22 protein-coding genes are annotated in these 22830 nt (G+C 61.3%); 10 read left to right on the top strand and 12 right to left on the bottom strand.

The window, feature by feature from the left end:
- Positions 1-8: 8 nt before the first annotated feature.
- The 4 genes from ACR0KW_RS13510 to trpS all read right to left on the bottom strand — a co-directional run bounded on the left by ACR0KW_RS13510 (position 9) and on the right by trpS (position 3080).
- Positions 9-602: a DsbA family protein gene (locus tag ACR0KW_RS13510; protein ID WP_480805455.1), complete on the bottom strand. Its 594-nt coding sequence runs from the start codon at positions 600-602 to the stop codon at positions 9-11.
- 9 nt (positions 603-611) lie between these two features.
- Positions 612-1067 (bottom strand): universal stress protein, encoded by a 456-nt coding sequence (locus ACR0KW_RS13505; RefSeq protein WP_170327149.1) that lies wholly within the window; start codon positions 1065-1067, stop codon positions 612-614.
- Positions 1068-1128: 61 nt separating this feature from the next.
- Positions 1129-1992, bottom strand: a complete 864-nt coding sequence (locus ACR0KW_RS13500) for a branched-chain amino acid aminotransferase (RefSeq protein WP_480805454.1) — start codon at positions 1990-1992, stop codon at positions 1129-1131.
- A gap of 59 nt (positions 1993-2051) precedes the next feature.
- The gene (trpS, locus tag ACR0KW_RS13495) at positions 2052-3080 is read right to left on the bottom strand and encodes a tryptophan--tRNA ligase (RefSeq protein WP_480805453.1); all 1029 of its coding nucleotides are present in this window, start codon (positions 3078-3080) and stop codon (positions 2052-2054) included.
- A gap of 86 nt (positions 3081-3166) precedes the next feature.
- Between trpS and ACR0KW_RS13490 the strand changes: the two genes are divergently transcribed.
- On the top strand, positions 3167-3853 hold the full coding sequence (locus ACR0KW_RS13490; RefSeq protein WP_480805452.1) for a rhomboid family intramembrane serine protease: 687 nt from the start codon (positions 3167-3169) through the stop codon (positions 3851-3853).
- Here ACR0KW_RS13490 and murJ read toward each other — a convergent pair whose 3' ends face one another.
- Genes murJ through ACR0KW_RS13475 form a run of 3 tightly spaced genes read right to left on the bottom strand, consistent with a single transcriptional unit; the run spans position 3854 to position 9343 of the window.
- Positions 3854-5395 (bottom strand): murein biosynthesis integral membrane protein MurJ, encoded by a 1542-nt coding sequence (gene murJ / locus ACR0KW_RS13485; RefSeq protein WP_480805451.1) that lies wholly within the window; start codon positions 5393-5395, stop codon positions 3854-3856.
- On the bottom strand, positions 5392-8211 hold the full coding sequence (locus ACR0KW_RS13480; protein ID WP_480805450.1) for a [protein-PII] uridylyltransferase: 2820 nt from the start codon (positions 8209-8211) through the stop codon (positions 5392-5394). Before ACR0KW_RS13480 ends, murJ begins: the two co-directional genes overlap by 4 nt.
- Positions 8171-9343, bottom strand: coding sequence for a penicillin-binding protein activator (locus ACR0KW_RS13475; protein WP_480805449.1), 1173 nt, complete (start codon positions 9341-9343; stop codon positions 8171-8173). Before ACR0KW_RS13475 ends, ACR0KW_RS13480 begins: the two co-directional genes overlap by 41 nt.
- 88 nt (positions 9344-9431) lie before the next feature.
- Here ACR0KW_RS13475 and rsmI point away from each other — a divergent pair, with 88 nt between their 5' ends.
- From rsmI to gshB, 3 genes are all read left to right on the top strand, one after another.
- Complete coding sequence (gene rsmI, locus ACR0KW_RS13470) at positions 9432-10289, top strand: 16S rRNA (cytidine(1402)-2'-O)-methyltransferase (protein ID WP_480805448.1); 858 nt, start codon at positions 9432-9434, stop codon at positions 10287-10289.
- A 1-nt stretch (position 10290) separates the two neighbouring features.
- Entirely contained in the window at positions 10291-10662 is a 372-nt protein-coding gene (locus ACR0KW_RS13465; protein WP_480805447.1) for a YraN family protein, read from the top strand.
- Between the two features lie 61 nt (positions 10663-10723).
- Positions 10724-11656 carry a glutathione synthase gene (gene gshB, locus ACR0KW_RS13460; protein WP_480805446.1) on the top strand — a complete coding sequence of 311 codons (933 nt, stop codon included), beginning with the start codon at positions 10724-10726 and terminating at the stop codon, positions 11654-11656.
- Here the strand turns inward: gshB and ACR0KW_RS13455 are convergent.
- Genes ACR0KW_RS13455 through cobU form a run of 4 tightly spaced genes read right to left on the bottom strand, consistent with a single transcriptional unit; the run spans position 11653 to position 15249 of the window.
- Positions 11653-13164 carry a YifB family Mg chelatase-like AAA ATPase gene (locus ACR0KW_RS13455; RefSeq protein WP_480805445.1) on the bottom strand — a complete coding sequence of 504 codons (1512 nt, stop codon included), beginning with the start codon at positions 13162-13164 and terminating at the stop codon, positions 11653-11655. The genes gshB and ACR0KW_RS13455 overlap by 4 nt on opposite strands.
- Positions 13165-13209: 45 nt before the next feature.
- On the bottom strand, positions 13210-14094 hold the full coding sequence (locus tag ACR0KW_RS13450; RefSeq protein WP_480805602.1) for a glutathione S-transferase N-terminal domain-containing protein: 885 nt from the start codon (positions 14092-14094) through the stop codon (positions 13210-13212).
- Positions 14095-14152: 58 nt separating this feature from the next.
- On the bottom strand, positions 14153-14731 hold the full coding sequence (locus ACR0KW_RS13445; protein ID WP_480805444.1) for a histidine phosphatase family protein: 579 nt from the start codon (positions 14729-14731) through the stop codon (positions 14153-14155).
- Positions 14728-15249 carry a bifunctional adenosylcobinamide kinase/adenosylcobinamide-phosphate guanylyltransferase gene (gene cobU, locus ACR0KW_RS13440; protein WP_480805443.1) on the bottom strand — a complete coding sequence of 174 codons (522 nt, stop codon included), beginning with the start codon at positions 15247-15249 and terminating at the stop codon, positions 14728-14730. The genes ACR0KW_RS13445 and cobU overlap by 4 nt, the downstream gene beginning before the upstream one ends.
- Before the next feature lie 101 nt (positions 15250-15350).
- Here cobU and ACR0KW_RS13435 point away from each other — a divergent pair, with 101 nt between their 5' ends.
- From ACR0KW_RS13435 to ACR0KW_RS13410, 6 genes are all read left to right on the top strand, one after another.
- On the top strand, positions 15351-16229 hold the full coding sequence (locus ACR0KW_RS13435) for an RNA polymerase factor sigma-32 (protein WP_480805442.1): 879 nt from the start codon (positions 15351-15353) through the stop codon (positions 16227-16229).
- Positions 16226-17041, top strand: a complete 816-nt coding sequence (locus ACR0KW_RS13430) for a ChaN family lipoprotein (RefSeq protein WP_480805441.1) — start codon at positions 16226-16228, stop codon at positions 17039-17041. The genes ACR0KW_RS13435 and ACR0KW_RS13430 overlap by 4 nt, the downstream gene beginning before the upstream one ends.
- Positions 17042-17104: 63 nt before the next feature.
- Entirely contained in the window at positions 17105-18301 is a 1197-nt protein-coding gene (coaBC, locus tag ACR0KW_RS13425; protein ID WP_480805440.1) for a bifunctional phosphopantothenoylcysteine decarboxylase/phosphopantothenate--cysteine ligase CoaBC, read from the top strand.
- Between the two features lie 15 nt (positions 18302-18316).
- Positions 18317-18772: a dUTP diphosphatase gene (gene dut / locus ACR0KW_RS13420; RefSeq protein WP_480805439.1), complete on the top strand. Its 456-nt coding sequence runs from the start codon at positions 18317-18319 to the stop codon at positions 18770-18772.
- Positions 18772-19818 (top strand): HesA/MoeB/ThiF family protein, encoded by a 1047-nt coding sequence (locus ACR0KW_RS13415; RefSeq protein WP_480805438.1) that lies wholly within the window; start codon positions 18772-18774, stop codon positions 19816-19818. Before dut ends, ACR0KW_RS13415 begins: the two co-directional genes overlap by 1 nt.
- Positions 19819-19874: 56 nt before the next feature.
- Positions 19875-21890 (top strand): M3 family metallopeptidase, encoded by a 2016-nt coding sequence (locus tag ACR0KW_RS13410; RefSeq protein WP_480805437.1) that lies wholly within the window; start codon positions 19875-19877, stop codon positions 21888-21890.
- Here the strand turns inward: ACR0KW_RS13410 and ACR0KW_RS13405 are convergent.
- Positions 21887-22819 carry a 2-hydroxyacid dehydrogenase gene (locus ACR0KW_RS13405; protein ID WP_480805436.1) on the bottom strand — a complete coding sequence of 311 codons (933 nt, stop codon included), beginning with the start codon at positions 22817-22819 and terminating at the stop codon, positions 21887-21889. The genes ACR0KW_RS13410 and ACR0KW_RS13405 overlap by 4 nt on opposite strands.
- Positions 22820-22830: the final 11 nt, after the last annotated feature.

Raw genomic sequence — 22830 nt, 5'->3', positions numbered from 1 at the left:
GAACCGTTCTAAATTTCGCCCGCCAGTTGCATGGCTTCATCCAGCCGATCATCGCCCCAGAACAGTTCGTCCCCCACCAGAAAGCTGGGTGCCCCGAAAATCCCCTTGGTCTGGGCCGTCTTTGTCTGTTCAATCAGGGCCGCCTTGATGTCCGGGTCCTGACAGCGGGCCAGTGTTTCGGCCGGCAGGCTGGCCTGCGACAGGCAATCGACCAGCACATCGTCGTCCGAGATGTTCAGACCATCGACAAATTCCGCGGCATAGACGGCACGTACAAACGCAGCCCTTTGCGGTTGGGCATCCATCGACAACACAAGCCGCGCGGCCTTCAGGCCGTTTTGAGGAAATGGGTCAGGCCGGGAGAACGGCAGGCCGCGCCGGGCCGACAACCGCTCCATATCCCGCCACATATAGCGCCCTTTGGCCGGGTAGATGTTGAACGGGGAATTGTCCCAGCCTTGCGCAGCGAAAATAGGACCCAGCAAAAAGGGATGCCATTCGACCGAGATCCCGTGCTGGGCCGCCAAATCCTCGATCCGCACCGCGCTGAGGTAGGAATAGGTCGAGGCGAATTCGAACCAGAACTGGATGCTGCGCGACATAAGACTGCCTCAGGTGATCTCTTCCAGCTTTTCCTTGCTCAGGTCGCCGGGAACGATGGTGATCGGGATCGGAAGGCTGCCCGAATTCTTGGTCAACTGCGTCACCAGCGGGCCGGGGCCTTTCTTTTCAACTCCGGCGCCCAGCACCAGCACCCCGATCTCGGGGTCGGATTGCACGTGTTCGATGATTTGCGGAACAGGATCGCCTTCGCGGATCGCCAGTTCGGGGTCAACGCCCTGCTTGTCGCGCATCCACTTTGCGAACACCTCGTAGTGGGCGTGGATACGCTCGCGCGATTCTTCACGCATGGTTTCGGCCACACCGATCCAGTGGTTGAACTCATCCGGCGGGATGACCGACAGGATTGTCACGCCGCCCCCGGTATGGGCAGCACGCATGGCGGCAAAGCGCATCGCGTTCAGGCATTCGCGACTGTCATCCAGAATGACAAGGAATTTGCGCATGAAGTGTCCTCAGTTGTTTCAGGCGATCATGCCCGACCAGATGCGCGCTGGCAACCAGAGCCTAACGCGTGCTGGTTGCCCAATCCCAATACAGCTCGCGCGCGCGGCGGGCGATGGGGCCGACCTGATATTGGGTGTCTTCAATCGCGGTGACCGGGGTGATCTTGCTCATGTTGCCGGTCATGAAGACCTCATCCGCCTTGTGGAAGTCCTCAAAGCTGAGGATGGCTTCGTGCACAGACACGCCGTCGGCGCGCAGGTTCTTGATATGGCGCGCGCGGGTGATACCGGCCAAAAAGGTGCCGTTGGGGGTGGGGGTGAACACCTCACCATCCCGGACCATGAAAATATTGGCGGTAGCGGTTTCGGCGACATGGCCAAGGGCATCAGCAACCAGCGCGTTAGAAAACCCGTTCGAGCGCGCCTCCTGCAGCATCCGTGCGTTGTTGGGGTAGAGGCAGCCGGCTTTGGCGTTCACGACCGAGGATTCCAGAACCGGGCGGCGGAACCGTGTATATCCCAGCGTGACCGACGCGGTTTCGGGAGCCATCGGAATCTCTTCCAGACAGATTGCAAAGCCGGTGCTGTTTTCCAGCGGAACGATGGCCGTCGCGTCGCCGTCGATGCCCCAGTACATCGGACGGATGTATACGGCTGAGCCGGGGCCGAAGGTTTGCAGCCCTTCGCGGACGATCTCGACCATTTGTTCGGTCGTCACCGAGGGCGTCAGCATCAGCGCCTCGGCGGACCGATTTACGCGGGCGCAATGCGCCTCAAGGTCCGGGGCCATGCCTTCGAAGTAACGCGCGCCGTCAAAGACCGACGATCCCAGCCATGATCCATGATCCGCGGCGCGCATGATCGGGGCGTTCCCGTCATGCCATTGACCTTCGAAATAGGTGCGGATGTTCTTGCCGACTGCCATGACGCCCTCCCAAGCTTTTGCGCAAACCTAGGAAGGCGTTGAGGCAAGGTCCAGAGCAATCAGCCTTGTTTTGCGCCGACCATACCCACGATTTCGTAGGTCTGCTGCAGGATCGGGGCCGCGATTGCGCGCGCTTTTTCTGCGCCTTTGGCCAGAATCCGGTCAATCTCCGCCTGTTCCCCCATCAAGCGGGCCATTTCGGACGAGATCGGTGCCAGTTTCGCAACCGCCAGCTCGGCCAGCATCGGTTTGAATTCACCGAATTGCTTGCCGCCGACATCGGCCAGAACCTGCTCGGCCGTCTGGTCGCTGAGCGCGGCGTAGATGTTCACCAGATTGCGTGCCTCGGGGCGTTCGTCCAGTCCGTCGAGCTCCGAAGGCAAAGCTTCTGGGTCTGTCTTGGCCTTGCGAATCTTCTTGGCAATCGTGTCGGCGTCATCGGTCATGTTGATGCGGCTCATGTCCGACGGGTCGGATTTCGACATCTTCTTGGACCCGTCGCGCAGGCTCATGACACGAGTCGCGGCCCCTTCGATCACAGGTTCGGTGATCGGGAAGAAATCAACGCCATAATCATGGTTGAACTTGATCGCGATGTCGCGGGTCAGCTCAAGGTGCTGTTTCTGGTCGTCGCCCACCGGTACGTGAGTCGCGTGATAGGTCAGAATGTCAGCGGCCATCAGCGAAGGGTACGCGAACAGGCCCAGCGAGGCGTTCTGCTGGTTCTTACCCGCCTTGTCCTTCCACTGGGTCATTCGCTGCATCCAGCCCATGCGGGCGACGCAGTTGAAGATCCACGCCAGTTGCGCGTGCTCTGGCACCTGGCTTTGGTTGAACAGGATCGACTTTTCCGGGTCGAGTCCGGCGGCGATGAAGCCTGCGCAAAGCTCACGCGTCGAATGTGCCAGTTCCTTGGAGTCCTGCCAGACGGTGATCGCGTGCAGATCGACCATGCAATAGATGGTCTCCATATCAGGCTGCTGCATATCCACGAACCGCTTGAGCGCACCCAGATAGTTGCCAAGGTGCAGGTTTCCCGACGGCTGGATGCCGGAAAACACGCGCGGTGTGAACTGGGTCTCGGTCATCGAAGGGAACTCCCGTCTGGAAAAATCAGCCCCCGTCGCTTACCCATGAGGCCAAGGGACGTCAACAGCCGCGAAAGGCCAGCCCAATGAGCAGTGAGAATTATACACCCGCCGTGAACCCTCTGCCGCCTGTTGTGATGGCTTTGGTGCTGTTCATCATTGGGATCGAGATAGCCTTCACCCTGGGCGCGCGCGGGTTGGTCGGCGGACCATCGGCGGTGGGTTGGCGGCTGGATGCGTTGCAGAGCTATTCCTTCTCGCCCGACATCTTCAGCTGGATGATCGAGAACGGGCGCTGGCCGTTTGAACATGTGATCCGGTTCGTGACCTACCCGTTCGTGTCCGGCAACTTCACACAGGCCGTCTTTGTCTGCGTTTTCCTGCTGGCCATGGGTAAAATGGTGGCCGAGGTCTTTGGCGGGTTCCAGATGCTGGTCGTCTTTGTGCTGTCCGGCGTGGGCGGCGCGCTGGCTTATGCGCTGCTGTTGGACCCGAGCTATCCGCTGGTTGGAGGGTTTCCCCCGGTCTACGGCCTGATCGGTGCCTTCACATGGCTGCTGTGGCGCAAGCTGTCACTGGTTGGCGAAAACCAACATCGTGCCTTTAGCCTGATCGCTGCACTGATGGGTATTCAGCTTGTCTTTGGTCTGATTTTCGGCGGCACCTCGGATTGGGTGGCCGATCTGGGCGGGTTTGCGACCGGGTTCGGTCTATCCTTCATACTGGCCCCCGGCGGCTGGGCGCGGATCGTGCGGCGTATCCGCCGCGACTGATCACGAGCGGCGCAGGGCCTTTTTGAATTCGGACACTTCGAACGCGCCGAACAGGTGTCCGAGGAAGAAATAACTGGCCGCCGCAACCTTGATCAGAAGGATCAGCGCCAGATAGCGCCAGCCGGGCAGCTGGAAGGTCCAGCCGAACAGGTGAATGGCGGCATAGAGCACAACGCCCATTCCCAACGATGCCGCCACGATACGCCATGCCCGGCGTTTGAAGCGGGCGTCGAACCGCGCCTCTTCGCCCATGCGGCGTGCACCAATGGCCAACAACGCGACCATGACCCACCCGGCGGTCGAGGCCGCAATGGCAGGGGCAATCCATCCGACCAGCGGATAAAGACCAAAGGCCAGCCCTGCGTTCACGATCATGGCGACAATGGCATAGTGGAACGGGGACTTCGTATCCTCGCGTGCGAAGAATAGTGGTTGCAGCAGTTTTTGCAGCATGAAGGCAGGCAACCCGATGCCATAGACAGCCACCGCCAGCGCCGTGGCCGTGGTGTCTTCGGCACTGAACTGGCCGCGCTCGAACAGGACTGAGACGATCGGGTTGGGCAAAACGATAAAAGCCACCGTCGACGGGATGGTCAGCAGCAGAGTGAACTCTCCGGCGCGGGAAAAGGCGTTGCGGGCACCGTCCTTATCCCCGGCCCGCAGACGCCGCGACAGATCGGGCAGCAGTACGATACCGACCGCAATGCCCACCACACCCAAAGGCAATTGATACAGCCGATCCGCCGCAAACAGCCAGCTAACCGCCTTTTCGGTTTTCGAGGCCACAAGCTGCCCCACCACCAGATTGACCTGCGTGACGCCCATAGCGAGCGCTGCGGGAACGGCGATGCGCACCATGCGGCGCATTTCGGGGCTGAGTTTCGGCAGGCCGGGGCGGATGCGAATACCGGCGCGTTCGGTGGCGATCCAGACCAGCGCCAACTGCGCGATGCCCGCCAACGGGATGACGGCGATCAGCCACCGGATCACATCGCCGCCCATTGCCGCCGCGGCAATCAGGGCGGTGCAGGCAAAGATGTTCAGCAATACCGGTGCAGCGGCGGCAGCAGCAAAGCGTCCGGTGGCGTTCAGAACGCCCGAAAACAACGCTGCCAGTGACATGAACAGGATGTAGGGGAAGACAACGTAGCCATAATCGACCGCCAGATCGAACCGTTCGTCGCCATAGAAGCCTTCGGCGGTGATCCAGACCAAAGCGGGCATGAACACCATCGCCAGACCGACCAGCACCAGAACCGCCACAGCCAGCAGGTTGAACGCGTCCTGCGCAAAGCCCTCGGCGTTTTCATCCCCTTCCAGCCGTTTCGAGAACATCGGCACAAAGGCGGCGTTGAACGCGCCTTCGGCAAAGAAGCGGCGGAACATGTTGGGCAGGCGAAAGGCGGCGACAAAGGCATCCATCACCGGCCCCGGCCCGATATAGGCGGTCAGCAGGATTTCCCGCAAGAAACCCAGTATGCGGCTGGCCAGAGTCCAGAACCCGACCGTGAACAGGCCTGAAAACAGCCGGATCTGCTTCATGAGGCCGCGCGCTCGGCGCCTTCGGTGATGGCTTTGCGCAGCTTGCCTTCAAGCGTGCGCTGCTTGCTTTCCGAATGGTATTTCAGCCCGAACATGTCCTTGACGTAGAACGTGTCCACCACCTGCTCGCCATAGGTCGCGATTACGGCGTTGGCGATATAGACATTGGCCGCAGCCAAAGTGCGCGTCAGATCAAACAGTAGGCCGGGACGGTCGCGGGTATCGACCTCGATGATCGTGTAGATCTCGGACCCGTCATTGTCGAAGGTGATATGGGTCGGCACGTTGAAGGCGCGTTCCCGTTTCTTGATCTTGTCGCGCGATTTCAGTGCGTCGCGGGCGACCACTTCACCTTTGAGCGTCTTGTGGATCATCTGGGTCAGGCGCGGCAGGCGGCTGGCCTCGAACGGGTGGCCCTCGGCATCCTGAATCCAGAACGCATCGGTCACGTAACCGTCCTTGGTGGTATAACTGCGCGCATCCACCACGTTGGCCCCGACCAGCGCCAGAGCCCCCGCGATCCGTGCGAAAATCCCCGGATGGTCGCCCATCGCGAAACATGCCCGCGTGGCGTCGCGGTCTTCGTCGGGATGCAGGCGGATTTCCATCTCGCCCGGGTCGCCGCTGTGTTCCAGCGTCCGCAGCATCTCGGCAAATTCAACATGGGTCGACAGGTTCAGACCCTGCCAATAGGGCGGGTAATGTCGCCCGGTCTCGGCCTTGAGGTCTGCTTTGGACCATTCGGCCAGTTCGGCGCGCAGGGCCTTTTTGGCCTCGGTGCCACGATTGGCGCGGTTGAGGTCCTCCATCCCGGTCTCAAGCGCGCGTTTGGTTTCGGCGTGCAGGGCGCGCAGCAGGGTGGCCTTCCAGTTGTTCCACGTATTTGGCCCGACGCCGCGAATGTCGCAGACGGTCAGCACCGTCAGCAGGTCCAGTCGCTTGACCGTCTTCACCGCCTTGGCGAAATCGCGCACCGTGCGAGGGTCCGAGATGTCGCGTTTCTGCGCCATGTCCGACATCAGCAGGTGATAGCGCACCAGCCATTCCACGGTTTCCGAATCCGCCTTGTTCAGACCTAGCCGGGGCGCAACCTTGCGGGCAATCTGCGCGCCGAGGATCGAGTGATCCTCGGGCCGCCCCTTGGCGATGTCGTGCAGTAGCAAGGCGACATAAAGAACCTTGCGATTGACCCCGCCCTTCAGGATCGAAGAGGCCAGAGGCAGCGATTCCACCAGCTCTCCGCGTTCGATCTGGTTCAGGTTGACGATGCACTGGATGGTGTGCTCATCCACCGTATAGCTGTGATACATGTTGAACTGCATCATCGCCACGATGTGTTCGAACTCGGGCAAAAAGGCCGACAGGACGCCCAGTTCGTTCATCCGGCGGAGGGCGCGTTCTGGGTTGCCGTGTTTCAGCATCAGATCAAGGAAGATACGCTGCGCTTCCTTGTTTTCGCGCATCTCTTCGTCGATCAGGTTCAGGTTGGCCGTGACCAGCCGCATTGCGTCCGGGTGGATCAGCATGCCCGTCCGCAATCCTTCTTCGAACAAGCGCAGCAGGTTCAGCTTGTCGGCCAGAAACGTATCAGGGTCGGCGATGTCCAGACGGCCATGTACCACTTGGTACCCGGCTTTCACACGGGGGCGGCGGCGAAAGATGCGCTCTAACAGGGCGGCACCTTTCATATGGGTCGCTTCAAGCTTGGTCAGAAAGATGCGCGTCAGCTCACCCACCCGCGTGGCCTCGCGGAAATAGCGCTGCATGAAGACTTCGACGCCGCGACGTCCGGCGCGGTCCTCGTACCCCATGCGGGCTGCGACCTCGACCTGCATGTCAAAGGTCAGCTGTTCCGTGGCGCGCCCGGTGACCAGATGCAGGTGTGACCGCACTGCCCAGAGGAAATCTTCGGCCTTCACAAAGGTCTCGAACTCGTCCGGTGTGAACAGGCCCAGCGGCACCAGTTCTGCCACATCCTGAACGCCATAGATGTATTTCGCGATCCAATAGAGCGATTGCAGATCCCGCAGCCCGCCCTTGCCCTCTTTGACATTGGGTTCGACCATATAGCGCTGGCCTTGCTTCAGGTGACGCTCGTCGCGCTCCTGCAGCTTGGCTTCAATGAATTGCCGCTCGCTGCCCTTGAACAGGTCGGACTTCAGACGGGTGTCCAGTTCAGTCCCAAGTTCCTTATCCCCGGCCAGATACCGCTGTTCCAGCATCGCGGTGCGGATGGTGAAATCCTCGGTGCCCAGCCGCAGGCAGTCCTTGATGGTGCGCGAGGAATGGCCGACCTTCAGCCGCAAATCCCACAGGATATACAGCATGGATTCGATCACGCTCTCGGCCCAGGCGGTAATCTTGTAAGGCGTCAGGAACAGCAGGTCGACGTCAGAAGCCGGAGCCATCTCACCCCGCCCATAACCTCCAACTGCCATCACGGCGATCTTTTCCCCCTGGGTCGGCGTGGCCAAAGGGTGCAGAACTTCGCTGGACACCTGCATCGCCGTGCAGACAAGACCGTCGGTCAGGTAGGTGTAGGAATGGGTCAGCGGCCGCGCGTCAAAGGGGCGTTTGGCAAAGGCATCGGCAATGGCCTGACGCCCGGCTTTCTGGGCGTCACGCAGAATGCGCACAGTCTCATTCCGCCGTGCGCCATTGTCCGAGGTCTTGTCGAAGGCTTCCGACAGCTGCGCCATGACGGCGGCGCTGTCGAATATTTCATCGGCCGGGCAAATCAACTCACCCTTCGGGGTGAGCGTCAGCACCGGTTGATCAGAAACCGGCGCCTGTGAAGCTTTGTGGGGCAGGGTCAATCACTACTACCTGTTTATTCTGGATCGTGGCGACTGCCAGACCGCGTTCATTCGTACCGTTCGGACGCAGGCGGAAGATGCCGCCGACGCCCTGGAAACCGGCGTTCTGTGTGAGCGCCGAGGCGGTCAGCGCGTTGGATTTGCCCTGGCTGACCAAAGCGGCGATGGCTGCGATACCGTCATACGCCAGGCCGCTGATCGGATGCGGGGCTTCACCATAGGTGTTGTTGTACCGCTGGCGATAGGCCTGCGCCTTGGATGGATCAGGCAACGCGAACCAACCGCCCTGTACGCCCGGCAGGTCCAGTGTCTGCGGTGGGATATCCCAGCGTGTCAGGCCAATAAATTGCGTGTTCGCCGGAGATACGCCCGCTTCTGGCAACAACTGGGTGAAAAGCGGCAATGCACCAGCCGTGGTGGCCGTCAGGAACAGGGAATCCGCGCCCGACGCGTCCACGGTGGCTTTGACATTTGGAACTGCGTTGATCACACCCTGTTGCGACCGATCGTAGCCAATCGAGCCCGCGTTGTTCACGCGGCTGCTGGCCAGTGCATTGGCAATGGCGCTCTGGCCCAGCCGACCGGCAGCATCATTGCTGTGGACGATGACCATCCCGTTCTTGCCTTGCGAACCGGCAAAGCTGACCAGCCGATTGGCCGTGTTGTCAAAGGTCGGGCCCAAAACGAATACGTTGCCGCCTGCAATGCTGGTGTTGTTCGAGAAGGACAACACGTTGACGTTGTTGTTTAGCACGGCCAGGCCTGCGGAATTTGCCGCTTGCGCATAGACCGGGCCGAGAATGATCTTAGCCCCATCCGAAACCGCGCGCTGCGCAACTTCGGCGGCTGTATTCGAGCTGCCGCGCGTATCATAGACACGAAGATCGATCTTCACGTTCTGCAGGTCGGCCATCGCCAGACGGGCCGCGTTTTCAAGGCTGCGTGCCAGTTCTGCATCGCCCGCCTGACCCGATCCGGCGGGCACCAGCAAGGCGACGGGGACAGGTTCGGAAGTGTTGATCGAAGGCCCGCCGCCAATGCCGGTTGTCTCACAAGCGGCCAGAAATGCTGCGGTTGCCAGTACGGCGGCGGTACGCGCCAGTTTGCGAACGGGCTTGCAAACGGTAAACATCTGAATGAAAACTCCCTGTCCCGGCGGCTTGGGCTACCACCAATCTATTGCGCCGCGATAATAAACGTCACGCTGTGAGGGTCCAGCTTTGAATTTCCAAAAAGTCAGATTGGGCGCTGGCCTGTATTTTGTTGCCACTCCGATTGGAACGGCGCGCGATATCACGCTCAGGGCTCTGGACGTGCTGGCCTCGGCGGATGTGATTGCCGCCGAAGACACCCGCAGCTTGCGTCGATTGATGGAGATTCATGGCGTCCCCCTCGAAGGGCGGCGCATCCTAGCCTATCACGACCACAGCGGCGCAGGTGCGCGCGGCAAGATTCTGGACGCGCTGAGTGAAGGAAAATCAGTCGCCTACGCATCCGAGGCCGGAATGCCACTGATCGCTGATCCCGGCTATGATCTGGGGCGGCAGGCGGCTGAGGCCGGGCACATGGTGACCTGCGCGCCGGGGCCGTCGGCGGCCCTGATGGCGCTGACCTTGGCGGGTTTGCCGACGGATGCGTTCTTTTTTGCCGGATTTCTGCCTAACGCCTCCGGTGCCCGCCGAACACGGATCGAGGCCCTGCGCGACGTGCCCGGGACACTGGTGTTTTACGAATCGCCGAAACGTGTGGCCGCCTGCCTGTCGGATCTGGCCGAGGTGCTGGGAGAAGCCCGCCCCGCTGCGATGTGCCGCGAGTTGACCAAGAAGTTTGAAGAAGTTCGGCGCGGGTCTCTGGGCGAACTGGCGGCAAACCTTCAAGGGCAGACGGTCAAAGGTGAGATCGTCCTGCTTGTGGACCGCGGACATTCGGAAACTGTTAACGAATCCGACGTAGAAGAAGCATTGAAACGGGCCTTGGAAACGCATTCGGTTCGGGATGCGGCGGATTTGGTGTCGGAAATGTACAAGCTGCCGCGTCGTCCGATCTATCAGAAGGCTCTGAAACTGGGAAAGGGATGACATGACCGCACGTTCCGTCCGAAGTTCGGTTTCCTATCATGCCGGACAGGCGGCGGAGCAACAGGTGGCATCCGAATACGAACGGCGCGGGTTCTCAATCGCGCATCACCGCTGGCGAGGAGCCGGGGGTGAGATCGATTTGATCGCCCGCAATGCAGACGGCGTCGTTTTCATCGAGGTCAAGAAAAGCACCAGTTTCGAGACGGCCGCAGCCCGGATCAGCCGTCGCCAGATGGATCGTATCTGTGCCTCTGCCGCGCAGTTTCTGGAAACGCAGCCGGGCGGACAACTGACGAATGTCCGGTTTGATGCGGCCCTAGTGGACGCCTCGGGCGCTGTTCAAATCATCGAAAACGCCTTTGGTCAGGCCTGACCCCCATTGAACCCATGGCCCCGCTGGGCCATGTATCTGGCGTGAAACTGAGGGACACGCCATGAAAATCGCCTTTCAGATGGACCCGATCGGGGCCGTGGATATCAATGCAGACAGCTCCTTCCGTCTGGCCGAAGAGGCGCAGGCGCGCGGGCATTCGCTGTTTTTCTACGGGCCTGACCAACTGGCCTATCAGGAAGAGCGCATCACCGCACGCGGCCACGATATGAAAGTGCAGCGCGTGGCGGGCAACCCGGCCGAGCTGGGACCTGAGCGAGAGGTTGATCTGGCCGAGTTCGACGTGATCTGGCTGCGTCAGGACCCTCCGTTCGACATGCATTACATCACGTCGACCCACTTGCTGGACCGTCTGAAAGGACAGGCATTGGTGGTCAACGATCCGTTCTGGGTGCGCAATTACCCGGAAAAACTACTGGTTCTGGATTTCCCGGACCTGACGCCTCCGACAACGGTTGCGCGTGATCTGCAGACCATCAAGGCGTTCAAGGAAAAGCACGGTGACGTCATCCTGAAACCGCTTTACGGCAATGGAGGTGCGGGCGTGTTCCGGCTGGATGCGAACGACCGCAACCTGACCTCGCTGCACGAGTTGTTCACCGGCTTCTCGCGCGAGCCATTGATCGTTCAGAAGTTCCTGCCCGATGTCAGCAATGGCGACAAACGAATTATTCTGGTCGATGGCGACCCGGTCGGTGCCATCAACCGCGTACCCGCTGCGGGCGAAACACGCTCGAACATGCATGTGGGTGGCCGTCCTGAAAAGATCGGCCTGTCCGAACGTGATCTTGAGATTTGTGCTGCGATTGGTCCATTGCTGAAGGAAAAAGGACAGGTCTTCGTGGGGATCGACGTGATCGGCGATTACCTGACCGAGATCAACGTGACTTCTCCGACCGGTATTCAGGAACTGGAACGGTTCGACGGCGTGAACATCGCCGAAAAGATCTGGCAGGCGATCGAGGCCAAGCTTTAAGCCGCGACCTTGGCGCTGATGCGAAAGCTCAGCGCCTCGGCCACATGCGGGCGTCGGACATCCGGCGCGCCCTCCAGATCGGCAATTGTTCGCGCCACCCGCAGAATGCGGTGAAAGGCGCGGGCCGACAGGCCGAAACGCTCGGCAGCTTTCAGCAGCAGCTCTTTGCCCTCGGTGTCAGGGGCGGCGATCTCTTCCAACACATTGCCTTCGACATCGGCGTTTTGCCGGGTCGTCGTGCCAGCGAAACGGTCCGCTTGGATGGCACGGGCCGCTTCGACACGCGCCGCCACAGTGGCCGAACTGTCACCTGAAGGCGGCAGGTCCAGATCGGTGAACCCCACGGGGGGAACCTCAATCCTCAAGTCGAACCGATCCATCAACGGGCCGGATATGCGGCCGAGATAATCCTCGCCGCACACAGGCGCGCGCGAACAGGCGCGGGCAGGGTTGGTCAGATACCCGCATTTGCAGGGATTGGCGGCGGCCACCAACATGAACCGACAGGGGTACTTCACATGGGCATTGGCGCGGGCGACCATGACCTCGCCTGTTTCGATCGGCTGGCGCAGGGTTTCCAACACGGTGCGTGGGAACTCGGGAAATTCATCCATGAACAGAACGCCATTATGAGCGAGTGAGATTTCCCCCGGTTTCGCCCCCTTGCCGCCGCCGACGATAGCGGCCATCGAGGCAGTATGGTGCGGCTCGCGAAACGGGCGAGTGCGGCTGATTCCACCTTCGTCCAGCAATCCGCATAGGGATTGGATCATTGAGGTTTCCAGTGCCTCTGTCGGAGTCAGTGGCGGCAAAATTCCGGGTAGGCGCGCGGCCAGCATGGATTTACCCGACCCCGGCGTGCCGATCATGATCAGGTGGTGACGCCCGGCGGCAGCGATTTCTAACGCGCGTTTGGCGCGTTCCTGTCCCTTCACATCGCGCAGATCTCGCGCGCTTGGGGTAAGGTTCACCTCACCGGGTTGAGCAGCAGGCAAGGGCGATTGGCCCGAGAAATGGCGCACCACATCCCCCAGCGACCCGGCTCCGATCACCTGCGTGGCGTCGACCCAAGCAGCCTCTGCGCTGGAGGCTTTGGGGCACAGCAGCGTACGGTCCTCGGCCGCGGCTGTCATGGCGGCGGGCAGGGCGCCGACCACCGGAACCAAGGAGCCGTCCAGTGATAGCTCGCCCAGCGAAACCGCCCCTTCGGCGGCATCGGGCGGGATGATCTCGAGCGCCGACAGTAGTGCGACCGCGATGGGCAGGTCGAAATGGCTGCCCTCTTTCGGCAGATCGGCAGGAGACAGGTTGATGGTAATCCGTTTCGACGGCAAAGCGATGGCCATCGAGCTTAGCGCGCTGCGGACGCGGTCGCGAGCCTCGGAGACGGCCTTGTCGGGAAGGCCGACGATGGAAAAGGCGGGCAGGCCTGGCGAGACGGCGCATTGCACCTCGACCGGGCGGGCATCGACCCCTTGGAAAGCAACGGTATGAGAACGGGCGACCATGAACGACCTTTTTGGTTAACAGGTCGTTGCTGCCATGGCTGCGGTTTAAGAATCGTTAACGGCTTTTCTCATTGCGGTGAATTTTGGCCACGCGCCCGGGTCCGCGATGGTTTTGTCACGGCAGAACGCATTGCAGAACCCCCAACGCCGCCCGTTCAATTCCAGAAAATGCGTGACCAGTTTGCCGGAATAGGGGCATGTGGCGTTGACCGAGGGGCCATCTTCGACAGGGCGTGCGTCCGAAGGCCCGCCGATTGGCCAGGGTTGCGATGGCAGGTCCATCGCATAGGGAAAGGGGTCATACGTCACGGTCAGCCCCATCGCGCGCCATTGCCGAACCGACGTGTCTGCCAGCAGTTCCAGACAATAGGTGCGATTGGAATCGGACACCGGCAATCCATACCCGATGATCCGCGCGGCAACTGGCGTGTAAAACAGGTCCGCCAGTGAATAATCGCCGAACAGCGGACCGGATTCTGAACCGGATACAGCGCGCGCATGGGTCCAGAGCGTTTCGATCCGGTTCAGATCGGTCAACGTCTCGGGGGACGGGTCAAACCCTTGCCAGCAGTGCTTAAGCTGCATCGGGCATTCCCCGCGCAAGGCGTTGAACCCGGCTACCATCTCAGCGCAGAGCCACCGGGCGGTGGCACGTGCAGCGGCATCCCTTGGCCACATCCCGGCCTCGGGGTGGCGTTCGGCCAGGGTCTCGGCCATAGCGAGGCTTTCACCCACGACCGTACCGTCGGGCAGGCGTAGAGCGGGCACGAGGCGCGCAGGGGCAAGGGCTTTCATATCCTCGGCCATGGTGCCGGAATAAAGGCCGATCATGTGGCTTCGATAGGGCAGGCCAAACTTTTCCAGCATCAACCAGCCGCGCATGGACCAGCTGGAAAACAGGCGGTCTCCGATAAACAAATCATAGGTCATGCCGTAACGATGGCGTGGTATGATCAATCAGTAAATCAGTGATTTGTGCGGGGTATGATCACGGGAGGTGATTGATCCGCCCCACCGACCAGCGGTTGCCATGATGAGTGATATCGGTGACCGAGAGATTGTCGATCCGGTGGCTGAACGCCTCGTAGGCCGAGATATCAAGGGCGCGCTGGACCTGCGTCAGAATCACACCGAAATGGGCAACAATGACCAGATCGCGCCCGGTATGGTCGGCGATCAGGCGGTCGATCACGGCGTCGACGCGGGCGCGTACCTCGTTCCAGCTTTCGCCCTCGGGCGGGCGCACATCGCCGGGATTGTCCCAATAGGCAAAGGCAAGGTCGGGGTCTTCGGCCTCAATGTCTTTGAAACCGCGCAACTCCCACGTGCCAAAGTGAATCTCGCGCAGGTCACGGTGATGCGACAGGCGCTGGCGTGTGCCTTGGATGGCCGAGGCCGTATCAACAGCGCGGGACAGGTCGGACGAAATGACCAGCGCGCCCTCTGGCAGGTGGTCGTGCAGCCGCGCAATGGCCGCCTGATCGCTGAGGTCGGCGGGAATGTCGGACCAGCCGACCATGGTTTTTGCATGGGTCGGCCCGTGGCGCACAAGGTGCAGGCGGGTCACGGTAACTGTCCTTTCAGAACCAGCGGCAGACCCGCGGTGATCTGCACCGCCAGATCGGCCTGCGCCGCTAAGGCGATGTTCAGCCGCCCCTGCGCCTCGCGGAACCGGCGGGACAGGGCGTTGTCGGGCACGATGCCGTGGCCGACCTCGTTCGAGACGATCACGATGGGCGCGCGGCAGGCGCGCAACGCCTGCAAAAGCGCTGTCTGAGCTGCCTCCAGATCGTTTTCAGCCAGCAGGTGGTTGGACAGCCACATGGTCGCGCAGTCGATCAGGCAGATATGGTCAGGGTTCAGATCGGCCAAAGCCTGACCAAGATCCAAGGGGGCCTCGACAGTCGCCCACCCTTCGCCGCGCTGGGCGATGTGGCGCTGCACCTTGTCGCGCATCTCGTCATCAAACACTTGTGATGTGGCGAGATATACTCGGTTTTTTCCTGATGAAACAACAAGTTGCTCGGCAAATGCCGACTTGCCCGAGGCCGCGCCGCCCAGCACAAAGGTTAAATCCGGATACACTATAATTACCTTTCATGTGATCCGCTCGGTTTTGTTCTGCGTATCGACCATAGGTCGGCAAGGCAAGTCCGGCCACGCGCCTGCGAAAAGGGGAGATTTCCATGGCACTGGACAATGCGAACGATTTCTCGATGTCCCGGCAAGCGATGAAGGCCGAACTGCTGGACGCAGAGACAGAATTGCGGCTCGCTTACGCTTGGCGTGATGAGCGCGACGAACAGGCGCTTCACCGGCTGATCACCGCCTATATGCGGTTGGCAATTTCGATGGCGGCCAAATTTAAACGCTATGGCGCGCCGATGAATGATCTGATCCAAGAGGCTGGTCTGGGCCTGATGAAAGCCGCCGACAAGTTTGATCCCGACCGCGGCGTACGTTTTTCGACCTATGCCGTTTGGTGGATCAAGGCCAGCATTCAGGATTATGTAATGCGCAACTGGTCGATGGTGCGTACCGGTTCCACCTCTTCCCAGAAATCTCTGTTCTTCAACATGCGCCGCGTTCAGGCCCGGTTGGAGCGTGAGGCGGCGACTGAGGGGATGGAGCTGGACCGCCACCAGCTACATCAGAAGATCGCCGCCGAAATCGGAGTGCCCCTGCGCGATGTTGAGATGATGGAAGGGCGACTTTCGGGCTCTGATTTCTCGCTGAACGCAGTGCAATCTGCCGATGAAGACGGGCGTGAGTGGATCGACGCGCTGGAGGATGACCGTGAACAGGCCGCCGAGACAGTGGAAAACAGCCACGATACTGAACAGCTGCGTGAATGGCTGGTGACGGCGATGCAGGCGCTGAATGACCGCGAAAGGTTCATCGTGCGTGAACGCAAACTGCGTGAACCGGCCCGGACGCTGGAAAGCCTTGGGAAGGAACTTGGCTTGTCCAAAGAGCGCGTGCGTCAGCTCGAAGCTGCGGCGTTTGTGAAAATGCGCAAGAGCCTTGAAGCTCAATCGCGTGAGGTGCAACACTTCATCGCATGAGACAGCTTGCGATTCTGCTTTGTGCACTTGTGGTTATGGTCCGTCCCGGCCATGCCGAGGATTTGATACCCGATGACGTTCTGACCGCGATGATGTCGGCGGATGTGGTCATTCTGGGCGAGGTCCACGACAATCCCCAACACCATGTTATTCAGGCCGAGGCCCTAAAAGCCGTGAAACCCTCGGCCGTCGTGTGGGAGATGGTGACCGAGGAAGGTGCGCAACGCCTTGCTGACAAGGCTTTATCCGACCCCGAGGAACTAGCACGGATTCTGGAATGGCTCGAATCCGGCTGGCCGCCGCTCAGCATGTATTACCCAGTGTTTCAGGCTTCGGACGCGCCAGTTTATGGCGCCATGGTCCCGCGTACAGCTGCCCGTGCGGCGATGGAGCGGGGCGCGGCCATCGCTCTTGGTGCAGATGCCGCACGCTATGGTCTGACCGTTCAGCTGCCAGCCGAGGAACAGATCGCGCGCGAGGCCGATCAACTCGCCGCGCATTGCAATGCGATCCCGGAAAGTGCATTGCCACAGCTGGTCGCCATACAGCGGCTGCGCGACGCGGTGCTGACCCGCGCAATCCTGCGCGCCACCGATGAGACCGGCGGACCGGTCGCGGTGATCACCGGGAACGGCCACGCCCGAAAGGATCGGGGCATTCCGACCTTTCTGTTCCGCCTGCGCCCGGGGTTGAAAGTGTTCGTACTGGGCCAATCCGAGGACGGTATCGTCGAGGGAGAATTTGATGCCGTGATCGACAGTCCGGGCGTTGAACGTGAAGACCCTTGTCTGGCCTTTGAAACTCAGAATTAACCGCTGGAACTGTCCGGCCCGCTTGCCTAATGTCGGGGCCGACCGGGACGGGAAGGGTACAACATGCTGGCATCGAAACGCATTCTGCTGATCATCGGCGGCGGGATCGCGGCGTATAAGTCGCTGGACCTGATCCGGCGTTTGCGAGAACGCGGTGCGGCTGTGACGCCCGTGCTGACCCGCGCGGCTGAAGAGTTTGTGACGCCCCTGTCGGTGTCTGCTTTGGCCGGAGAGAAGGTCTATCGCGATTTGTTTGACCTGACGGATGAGGCCGAGATGGGGCATATACAATTGTCCCGTTCGGCTGATCTGATTGTTGTGGCACCGGCGACGGCCGATCTGATGGGCAAGATGGCCGGGGGGTTGGCCAATGATCTGGCCTCGACCCTACTGATGGCAACCGACACACCGGTTCTGTGTGCGCCTGCGATGAATGTGCGGATGTGGGATCACCCGGCCACTCAACGCAACCTGAAACAGTTGCAAGCGGATGGCATCCGTTTTGTGGGCCCGAACGAGGGCGATATGGCCTGCGGTGAATATGGTCCCGGTCGCATGTCGGAGCCGTTGGAGATTGTGGCCGCGATCGAAGCGGAACTAGGTGATGGTCCACTGAACGGCAAGCGTGTGCTGGTGACCTCGGGGCCGACGCATGAACCCATCGACCCGGTACGATATATCGCCAACCGCTCGTCCGGGGCGCAGGGCGCGGCGGTCGCGCGTGCGCTGGCCGCGCTGGGGGCCGAGGTGGTGTTTGTAACCGGCCCGGCAGATGTGCCGCCGCCCGAAGGGGTGCAGGTCGTGCCGGTTGAAACCGCCCAGCAGATGTCCGACGCGGTGGATGCGGTGCTGCCTGTTGATGCGGGTGTATTTGCGGCGGCTGTTGCCGACTGGCGCGTGGCCAGTGCCTCGGACAAGAAACTGAAGAAAAGCCGCGACGGATTGCCCGTGCTGGAGTTTGCCGAAAACCCGGACATCCTGAAGCGTGTCTCGCATATGGACGCAGGCCGCCCCGCGCTGGTCGTTGGGTTCGCGGCTGAAACCGACAATGTGGTCGAACACGCCACCGCCAAACGAGGGCGCAAGGGCTGTGACTGGATCGTAGCCAATGATGTCAGCCCGGCGACGGGGATCATGGGCGGGTCCGAGAACGCGGTGATCCTGATTTCAGACGACGGCGCCGAGGAATGGCCGCGCATGGGCAAGGATGAAGTGGCCAAGCGTCTGGCACGTAAGATCGCCGACGCGTTGACCAGCTAAACCAAAGGAGCAGTGATGGTTGCTATTCGTGTGATCCGAGAGGAAGGGTCTGATCCGTCGGTCCCACTGCCGTCCTACGCAACCTCTGGGGCGGCTGGTGCCGACGTGCGGGCGAACCTGCCGAATGGGACCTCGATCACGCTGGAACCCGGTCAGCGCGCCCTGGTGCCCACCGGGTTGCGTATCGAAATTCCGCAGGGGTTTGAAGTTCAGGTGCGTCCCCGCTCCGGCTTGGCGCTGAAACACGGCATTACTCTGCCTAACACTCCCGGCACGATCGACAGTGACTATCGCGGTCCGCTGGGTGTAATCGTCCTGAACGCCGGGCAAGAGGCGTTCGAGGTCACCCATGGCGAACGCATCGCCCAACTGGTCGTCGCCCCCGTGGTGCAGGCCGCGTTCGAGCCGGTGGGGGCGCTCAGCGACACAGTCCGCGGTGCGGGCGGGTTCGGCTCGACCGGGCGAGGCTGATGCTGCTGGTCCTGATCCTGGCTGCGGGTCTGTGGGGCATCGGCTATATGGCCAGAGTGTCCCGGACTGCCCGCATGACCTCGGTCGGGGTTCTGCTGTTGGGCGTGATTACGGCTCAGCTGGTTCTGCCGGATGGCCATCCGTTGCGTGAGGCGACTGGCGGCTCTGCGGCGCTGTGGCTGATCTTGGGTGGCGCGGCCATTCTGGTTCTGGTTTACGGGAGGGTGCTGAAAGCGCTGCGAAACCGCGCAGCCCCTGCCGCAGCCAAGGAGCCCGCTATGCCATCCGATCAATTCTCTGAAACCGAACTGGAACGCTATGCCCGCCACATCGTTTTGCGTGAGCTGGGCGGGCCAGGTCAGAAGAAAATGAAGAAGGCCCGCGTGCTGGTCATCGGTGCCGGAGGGCTGGGTGCGCCCGCCCTGCAATACCTGGCCGCTGCGGGAGTGGGCACGATCGGCGTGATCGACGATGATGAGGTCGAAAACGCCAACCTACAACGGCAGGTGATCCACCGCGATGCCGATATCGGGATGCCCAAGGTCTTCTCGGCCCAGCAGGCGATGGAGGCGCAGAACCCCAACGTCACCGTTCTGCCTTATCACCGTCGCCTGACCGAAGAGGTCGCCTACGACCTGTTCACCGACTTCGATCTGATCCTCGACGGCACCGATAACTTCGACACCCGCTATCTGGCCAACCGAACAGCGGTGGTGCTGGGCAAGCCGCTGATCTCGGGCGCCTTGTCGCAATGGGAAGGGCAGCTCAGCGTTTTTGATCCCGCCAATGACGCGCCCTGCTATCAGTGCATCTTCCCCGAGGCCCCGGCCCCCGGTCTGGCCCCCTCGTGCGCCGAGGCGGGGGTGATTGGCCCGCTGCCCGGCGTGGTTGGCTCGATGATGGCGGTTGAAGCGATCAAGGTGATCACCGGGGCCGGGCAAGCCCTGCGCGGCGAGATGCTGATCTATGACGCGCTCTATGGTGAAAGCCGCAAGATCACCCTGTCGCGCCGTGCCGATTGTCCGATTTGTGGCGCTGGGGCGTAACCCGCTCTGGATCATCTGGCCTGCCGTTCCTAACTCTGTGGTCAAAGGAGACATGCATGACCAATCCGATCCTGTCCGACTGGACCACGCCATTTGAAATCGCACCTTTTGCCGACATCGCGGATGACGATTTCGCCCCCGCTCTGGATCAGGCAATGCAGGCCCATAACGCTCAGATCGATGCGATTGCTGGCAACCCGTACGCGCCCACATTTGCCAACACGATCGAAGCGCTTGAGGCGGCAGGCGAGGAAATGGACAAGGTTCTGTCGGTGTTCTTCACCGTCGCCGGGGCCGACAGCAATCCGGCGCGCGAGGAATTGCAGCGCGAGTTCTCGCCCAAGTTGGCCGCGCATTTTTCTGGTATTTCCTCGAACAAGGCTCTGTTTCAGCGGGTGGCCGACCTGTGGGCGTGTAGGGACGAACTGGACCTGACCGACGAACAGGCGCGGGTTCTGATGCTGACCCATCGGGGGTTCGTACGGTCCGGCGCGGCGCTTGAGGGTGATGAGGATGCCCGGATGCAAGAGATCAAGGCGCGGCTGGCCTCGTTGGGGACCTCGTTTACCCAAAACCTGCTGGCCGATGAGCGCGACTGGTTCATGGACCTGTCCGAGGATGATTTGGAAGGTCTGCCGGGTTTCGTGGTGGATGCGGCCCGTGCCGCGGGGCAGGATAAGCGCGCGGCGGGACCGGTGGTAACCCTGTCCCGGTCCCTGATCGTGCCGTTCCTGCAATTCTCGTCCCGCCGAGACCTGCGGGAAAAGGCCTATCTGGCCTGGACCGCGCGGGGGGCCAACGGTGGAGAGACAGACAACCGCGAGATTGCCGCCGAAATTCTTCAGCTGCGCGAGGAACGGGCCAAGCTGCTGGGCTATGACAGTTTCGCGGCCTACAAGCTGGAAACCGAAATGGCCCGCACCCCGGACAAGGTCCGAGATCTGCTGATGCAGGTGTGGGAGCCGGCCAAGACCCGCGCTGATGCGGACGCTGAAATCCTGACGCAGATGATGCAGGAAGACGGCGTCAATGGTCCGCTGGAGGCTTGGGACTGGCGCTACTACGCCGAGAAACGCCGCAAGGCCGAGCATGATCTGGATGAGGCCGCGCTGAAACCCTACTTGCAGTTGGACCGTATGATCGAAGCGTCGTTTGTCTGCGCCAATCGCCTGTTTGGATTGGAGTTCGCGCCACTGGACGTACCACTCTATCACCCCGATTGTCGGGCATGGGAGGTGACGCGTAACGGACAGCATATCGCGGTGTTCATCGGTGACTACTTTGCGCGCGGATCGAAACGCTCGGGCGCATGGTGCAGCGCGATGCGGTCGCAGGCCAAATTCCCCAAGGTGCAGGCTCCGGTCGTGATCAATGTCTGCAACTTTGCCAAGGGGGACCCGGCGCTGTTGTCCTATGACGATGCGCGCACGCTGTTCCACGAATTCGGGCACGCTCTGCACCAGATGCTGTCCAACGTGACCTATGAAAGCATCTCGGGCACGTCGGTCGCGCGGGACTTCGTCGAACTGCCCAGCCAGCTTTATGAACACTGGCTGGAAGTGCCCGAAGTTCTGGCCGAGTTCGCCACCCATGCCGAAACCGACGAGCCGATGCCGCAGGACATGCTGGAGAAAGTTCTGAAGGCTGCCAATTTCGATCAGGGGTTCCAGACGGTGGAATATGTCGCCTCGGCGCTGGTTGATCTGGCGTTCCATGATGGTGCAGCCCCGGTTGATCCAATGGCGAAACAGGCCGAGGTGCTGGCCGGGATCGGGATGCCGCAGGCCATCGGGATGCGCCACGCCACGCCGCATTTTGCGCATGTCTTTGCGGGCGACGGATATAGCTCGGGCTACTACAGTTATATGTGGTCCGAGGTGATGGATGCCGACGCCTTTGCCGCGTTTGAAGAGGCGGGTGGGGCTTTTGACCCTGAACGCGCCAAGGCGTTGGAGGACAACATCCTGTCCACCGGCGGTTCGCGCGAGGCCGAGGACCTGTACCTGGCCTTCCGCGGACGCCTGCCGGGCGTCGAAGCCCTGCTGAAAGGACGCGGGTTGATCGCTGCCTAGTATCCCAAAGAACGATCAACGAGGTGCAGGAAGGGCGCGCCTTCCTCACCCCGCCGGACGTTTTCGCAAATCACCTGCGCTGCCGTCACGGGCCGCGTTTCCGATGCGATGTGCGGTGTCACCGTCACATTCGGGTGCGCCCAATAAGGGTGGTCTTCAGGCAAAGGCTCGACCCGGAACACGTCCAGCGTTGCGTGGCCGACCCGACCCGAATTCAGAGCCTCAAGCAGTGCATCGTCGTCGATCAGCGGCCCTCGGCCGGGATTGATGATGCGTGCGCCATTGGGCAGCAGGGCCAGTGTTTCGGCGTTCAGAGTGTTTGTAGTTGCCAGTGTGTCCGGCAACAGCAGGACAACGATTTCGGCCTGTGACAGGGCGGCGCGCAGCCCGTCTTCGCCATGCAAACAGGTGACGCTGGGAATGTCCTTGGCGGAACGGCTCCAACCGGTGACGTCAAAATTCAGCGCGGTCAACGCGCGGGCCGCAGCCTCGCCCAACGCGCCAAGACCCAGAATGCAAACCCGGCGTTCGGTGGCCAATGGCGGCGCGTCAGGTGTCCAGACGCCGTCCTGAACCGTTATGTGCTGATCCATCCCAAGGTGATAGCGCAGCACGTGGCCGACCGCCCATTCGGTCATGCCCTGTGTCAGGCCATGGTCTACCATCCGCGCCAGCGGGACGGTCAGGGTGTCGTTGTCCGCGATCTTCTCGACCCCGGCCCAGAGGCTGAGCACGGCCTTCAGCCGCGTGTAGGGAGTGAAATCCAACAGCCCGCCATTCGGGGCATAGACCACATAGTCGACCTGATCCGGCTCCAACTCGGTGCTCAGGCGAAAGTCCAGCCCCTCTTCGGTCAGGTACTTGGTCAGCAGCGGCTCATAGACGGGCCACAGGGCAGGGCGCGCGGAAAACAGGATATTCACGGGCATGAGGGGCCTTT

It is taken from the genome of Ruegeria sp. CG11, from assembly GCF_056537245.1.
Note: the sequence above shows the minus strand (reverse complement) of the source record. Positions and strands in the feature narration are given on the sequence as shown.

Bases quoted from the DNA above. Each gene is read 5' to 3' on its own strand.
- ACR0KW_RS13510 (WP_480805455.1), bottom strand. From the start codon at position 602: ATGTCGCGCAGCATCCAGTTCTGGTTCGAATTCGCCTCGACCTATTCC.
- ACR0KW_RS13505 (WP_170327149.1), bottom strand. From the start codon at position 1,067: ATGCGCAAATTCCTTGTCATTCTGGATGACAGTCGCGAATGCCTGAAC.
- ACR0KW_RS13500 (WP_480805454.1), bottom strand. From the start codon at position 1,992: ATGGCAGTCGGCAAGAACATCCGCACCTATTTCGAAGGTCAATGGCAT.
- trpS (WP_480805453.1), bottom strand. From the start codon at position 3,080: ATGACCGAGACCCAGTTCACACCGCGCGTGTTTTCCGGCATCCAGCCG.
- ACR0KW_RS13490 (WP_480805452.1), top strand. From the start codon at position 3,167: ATGAGCAGTGAGAATTATACACCCGCCGTGAACCCTCTGCCGCCTGTT.
- murJ (WP_480805451.1), bottom strand. From the start codon at position 5,395: ATGAAGCAGATCCGGCTGTTTTCAGGCCTGTTCACGGTCGGGTTCTGG.
- ACR0KW_RS13475 (WP_480805449.1), bottom strand. From the start codon at position 9,343: ATGTTTACCGTTTGCAAGCCCGTTCGCAAACTGGCGCGTACCGCCGCC.
- ACR0KW_RS13465 (WP_480805447.1), top strand. From the start codon at position 10,291: ATGACCGCACGTTCCGTCCGAAGTTCGGTTTCCTATCATGCCGGACAG.
- gshB (WP_480805446.1), top strand. From the start codon at position 10,724: ATGAAAATCGCCTTTCAGATGGACCCGATCGGGGCCGTGGATATCAAT.
- ACR0KW_RS13455 (WP_480805445.1), bottom strand. From the start codon at position 13,164: ATGGTCGCCCGTTCTCATACCGTTGCTTTCCAAGGGGTCGATGCCCGC.
- ACR0KW_RS13450 (WP_480805602.1), bottom strand. From the start codon at position 14,094: ATGACCTATGATTTGTTTATCGGAGACCGCCTGTTTTCCAGCTGGTCC.
- ACR0KW_RS13435 (WP_480805442.1), top strand. From the start codon at position 15,351: ATGGCACTGGACAATGCGAACGATTTCTCGATGTCCCGGCAAGCGATG.
- ACR0KW_RS13430 (WP_480805441.1), top strand. From the start codon at position 16,226: ATGAGACAGCTTGCGATTCTGCTTTGTGCACTTGTGGTTATGGTCCGT.
- coaBC (WP_480805440.1), top strand. From the start codon at position 17,105: ATGCTGGCATCGAAACGCATTCTGCTGATCATCGGCGGCGGGATCGCG.
- dut (WP_480805439.1), top strand. From the start codon at position 18,317: ATGGTTGCTATTCGTGTGATCCGAGAGGAAGGGTCTGATCCGTCGGTC.
- ACR0KW_RS13415 (WP_480805438.1), top strand. From the start codon at position 18,772: ATGCTGCTGGTCCTGATCCTGGCTGCGGGTCTGTGGGGCATCGGCTAT.
- ACR0KW_RS13410 (WP_480805437.1), top strand. From the start codon at position 19,875: ATGACCAATCCGATCCTGTCCGACTGGACCACGCCATTTGAAATCGCA.
- ACR0KW_RS13405 (WP_480805436.1), bottom strand. From the start codon at position 22,819: ATGCCCGTGAATATCCTGTTTTCCGCGCGCCCTGCCCTGTGGCCCGTC.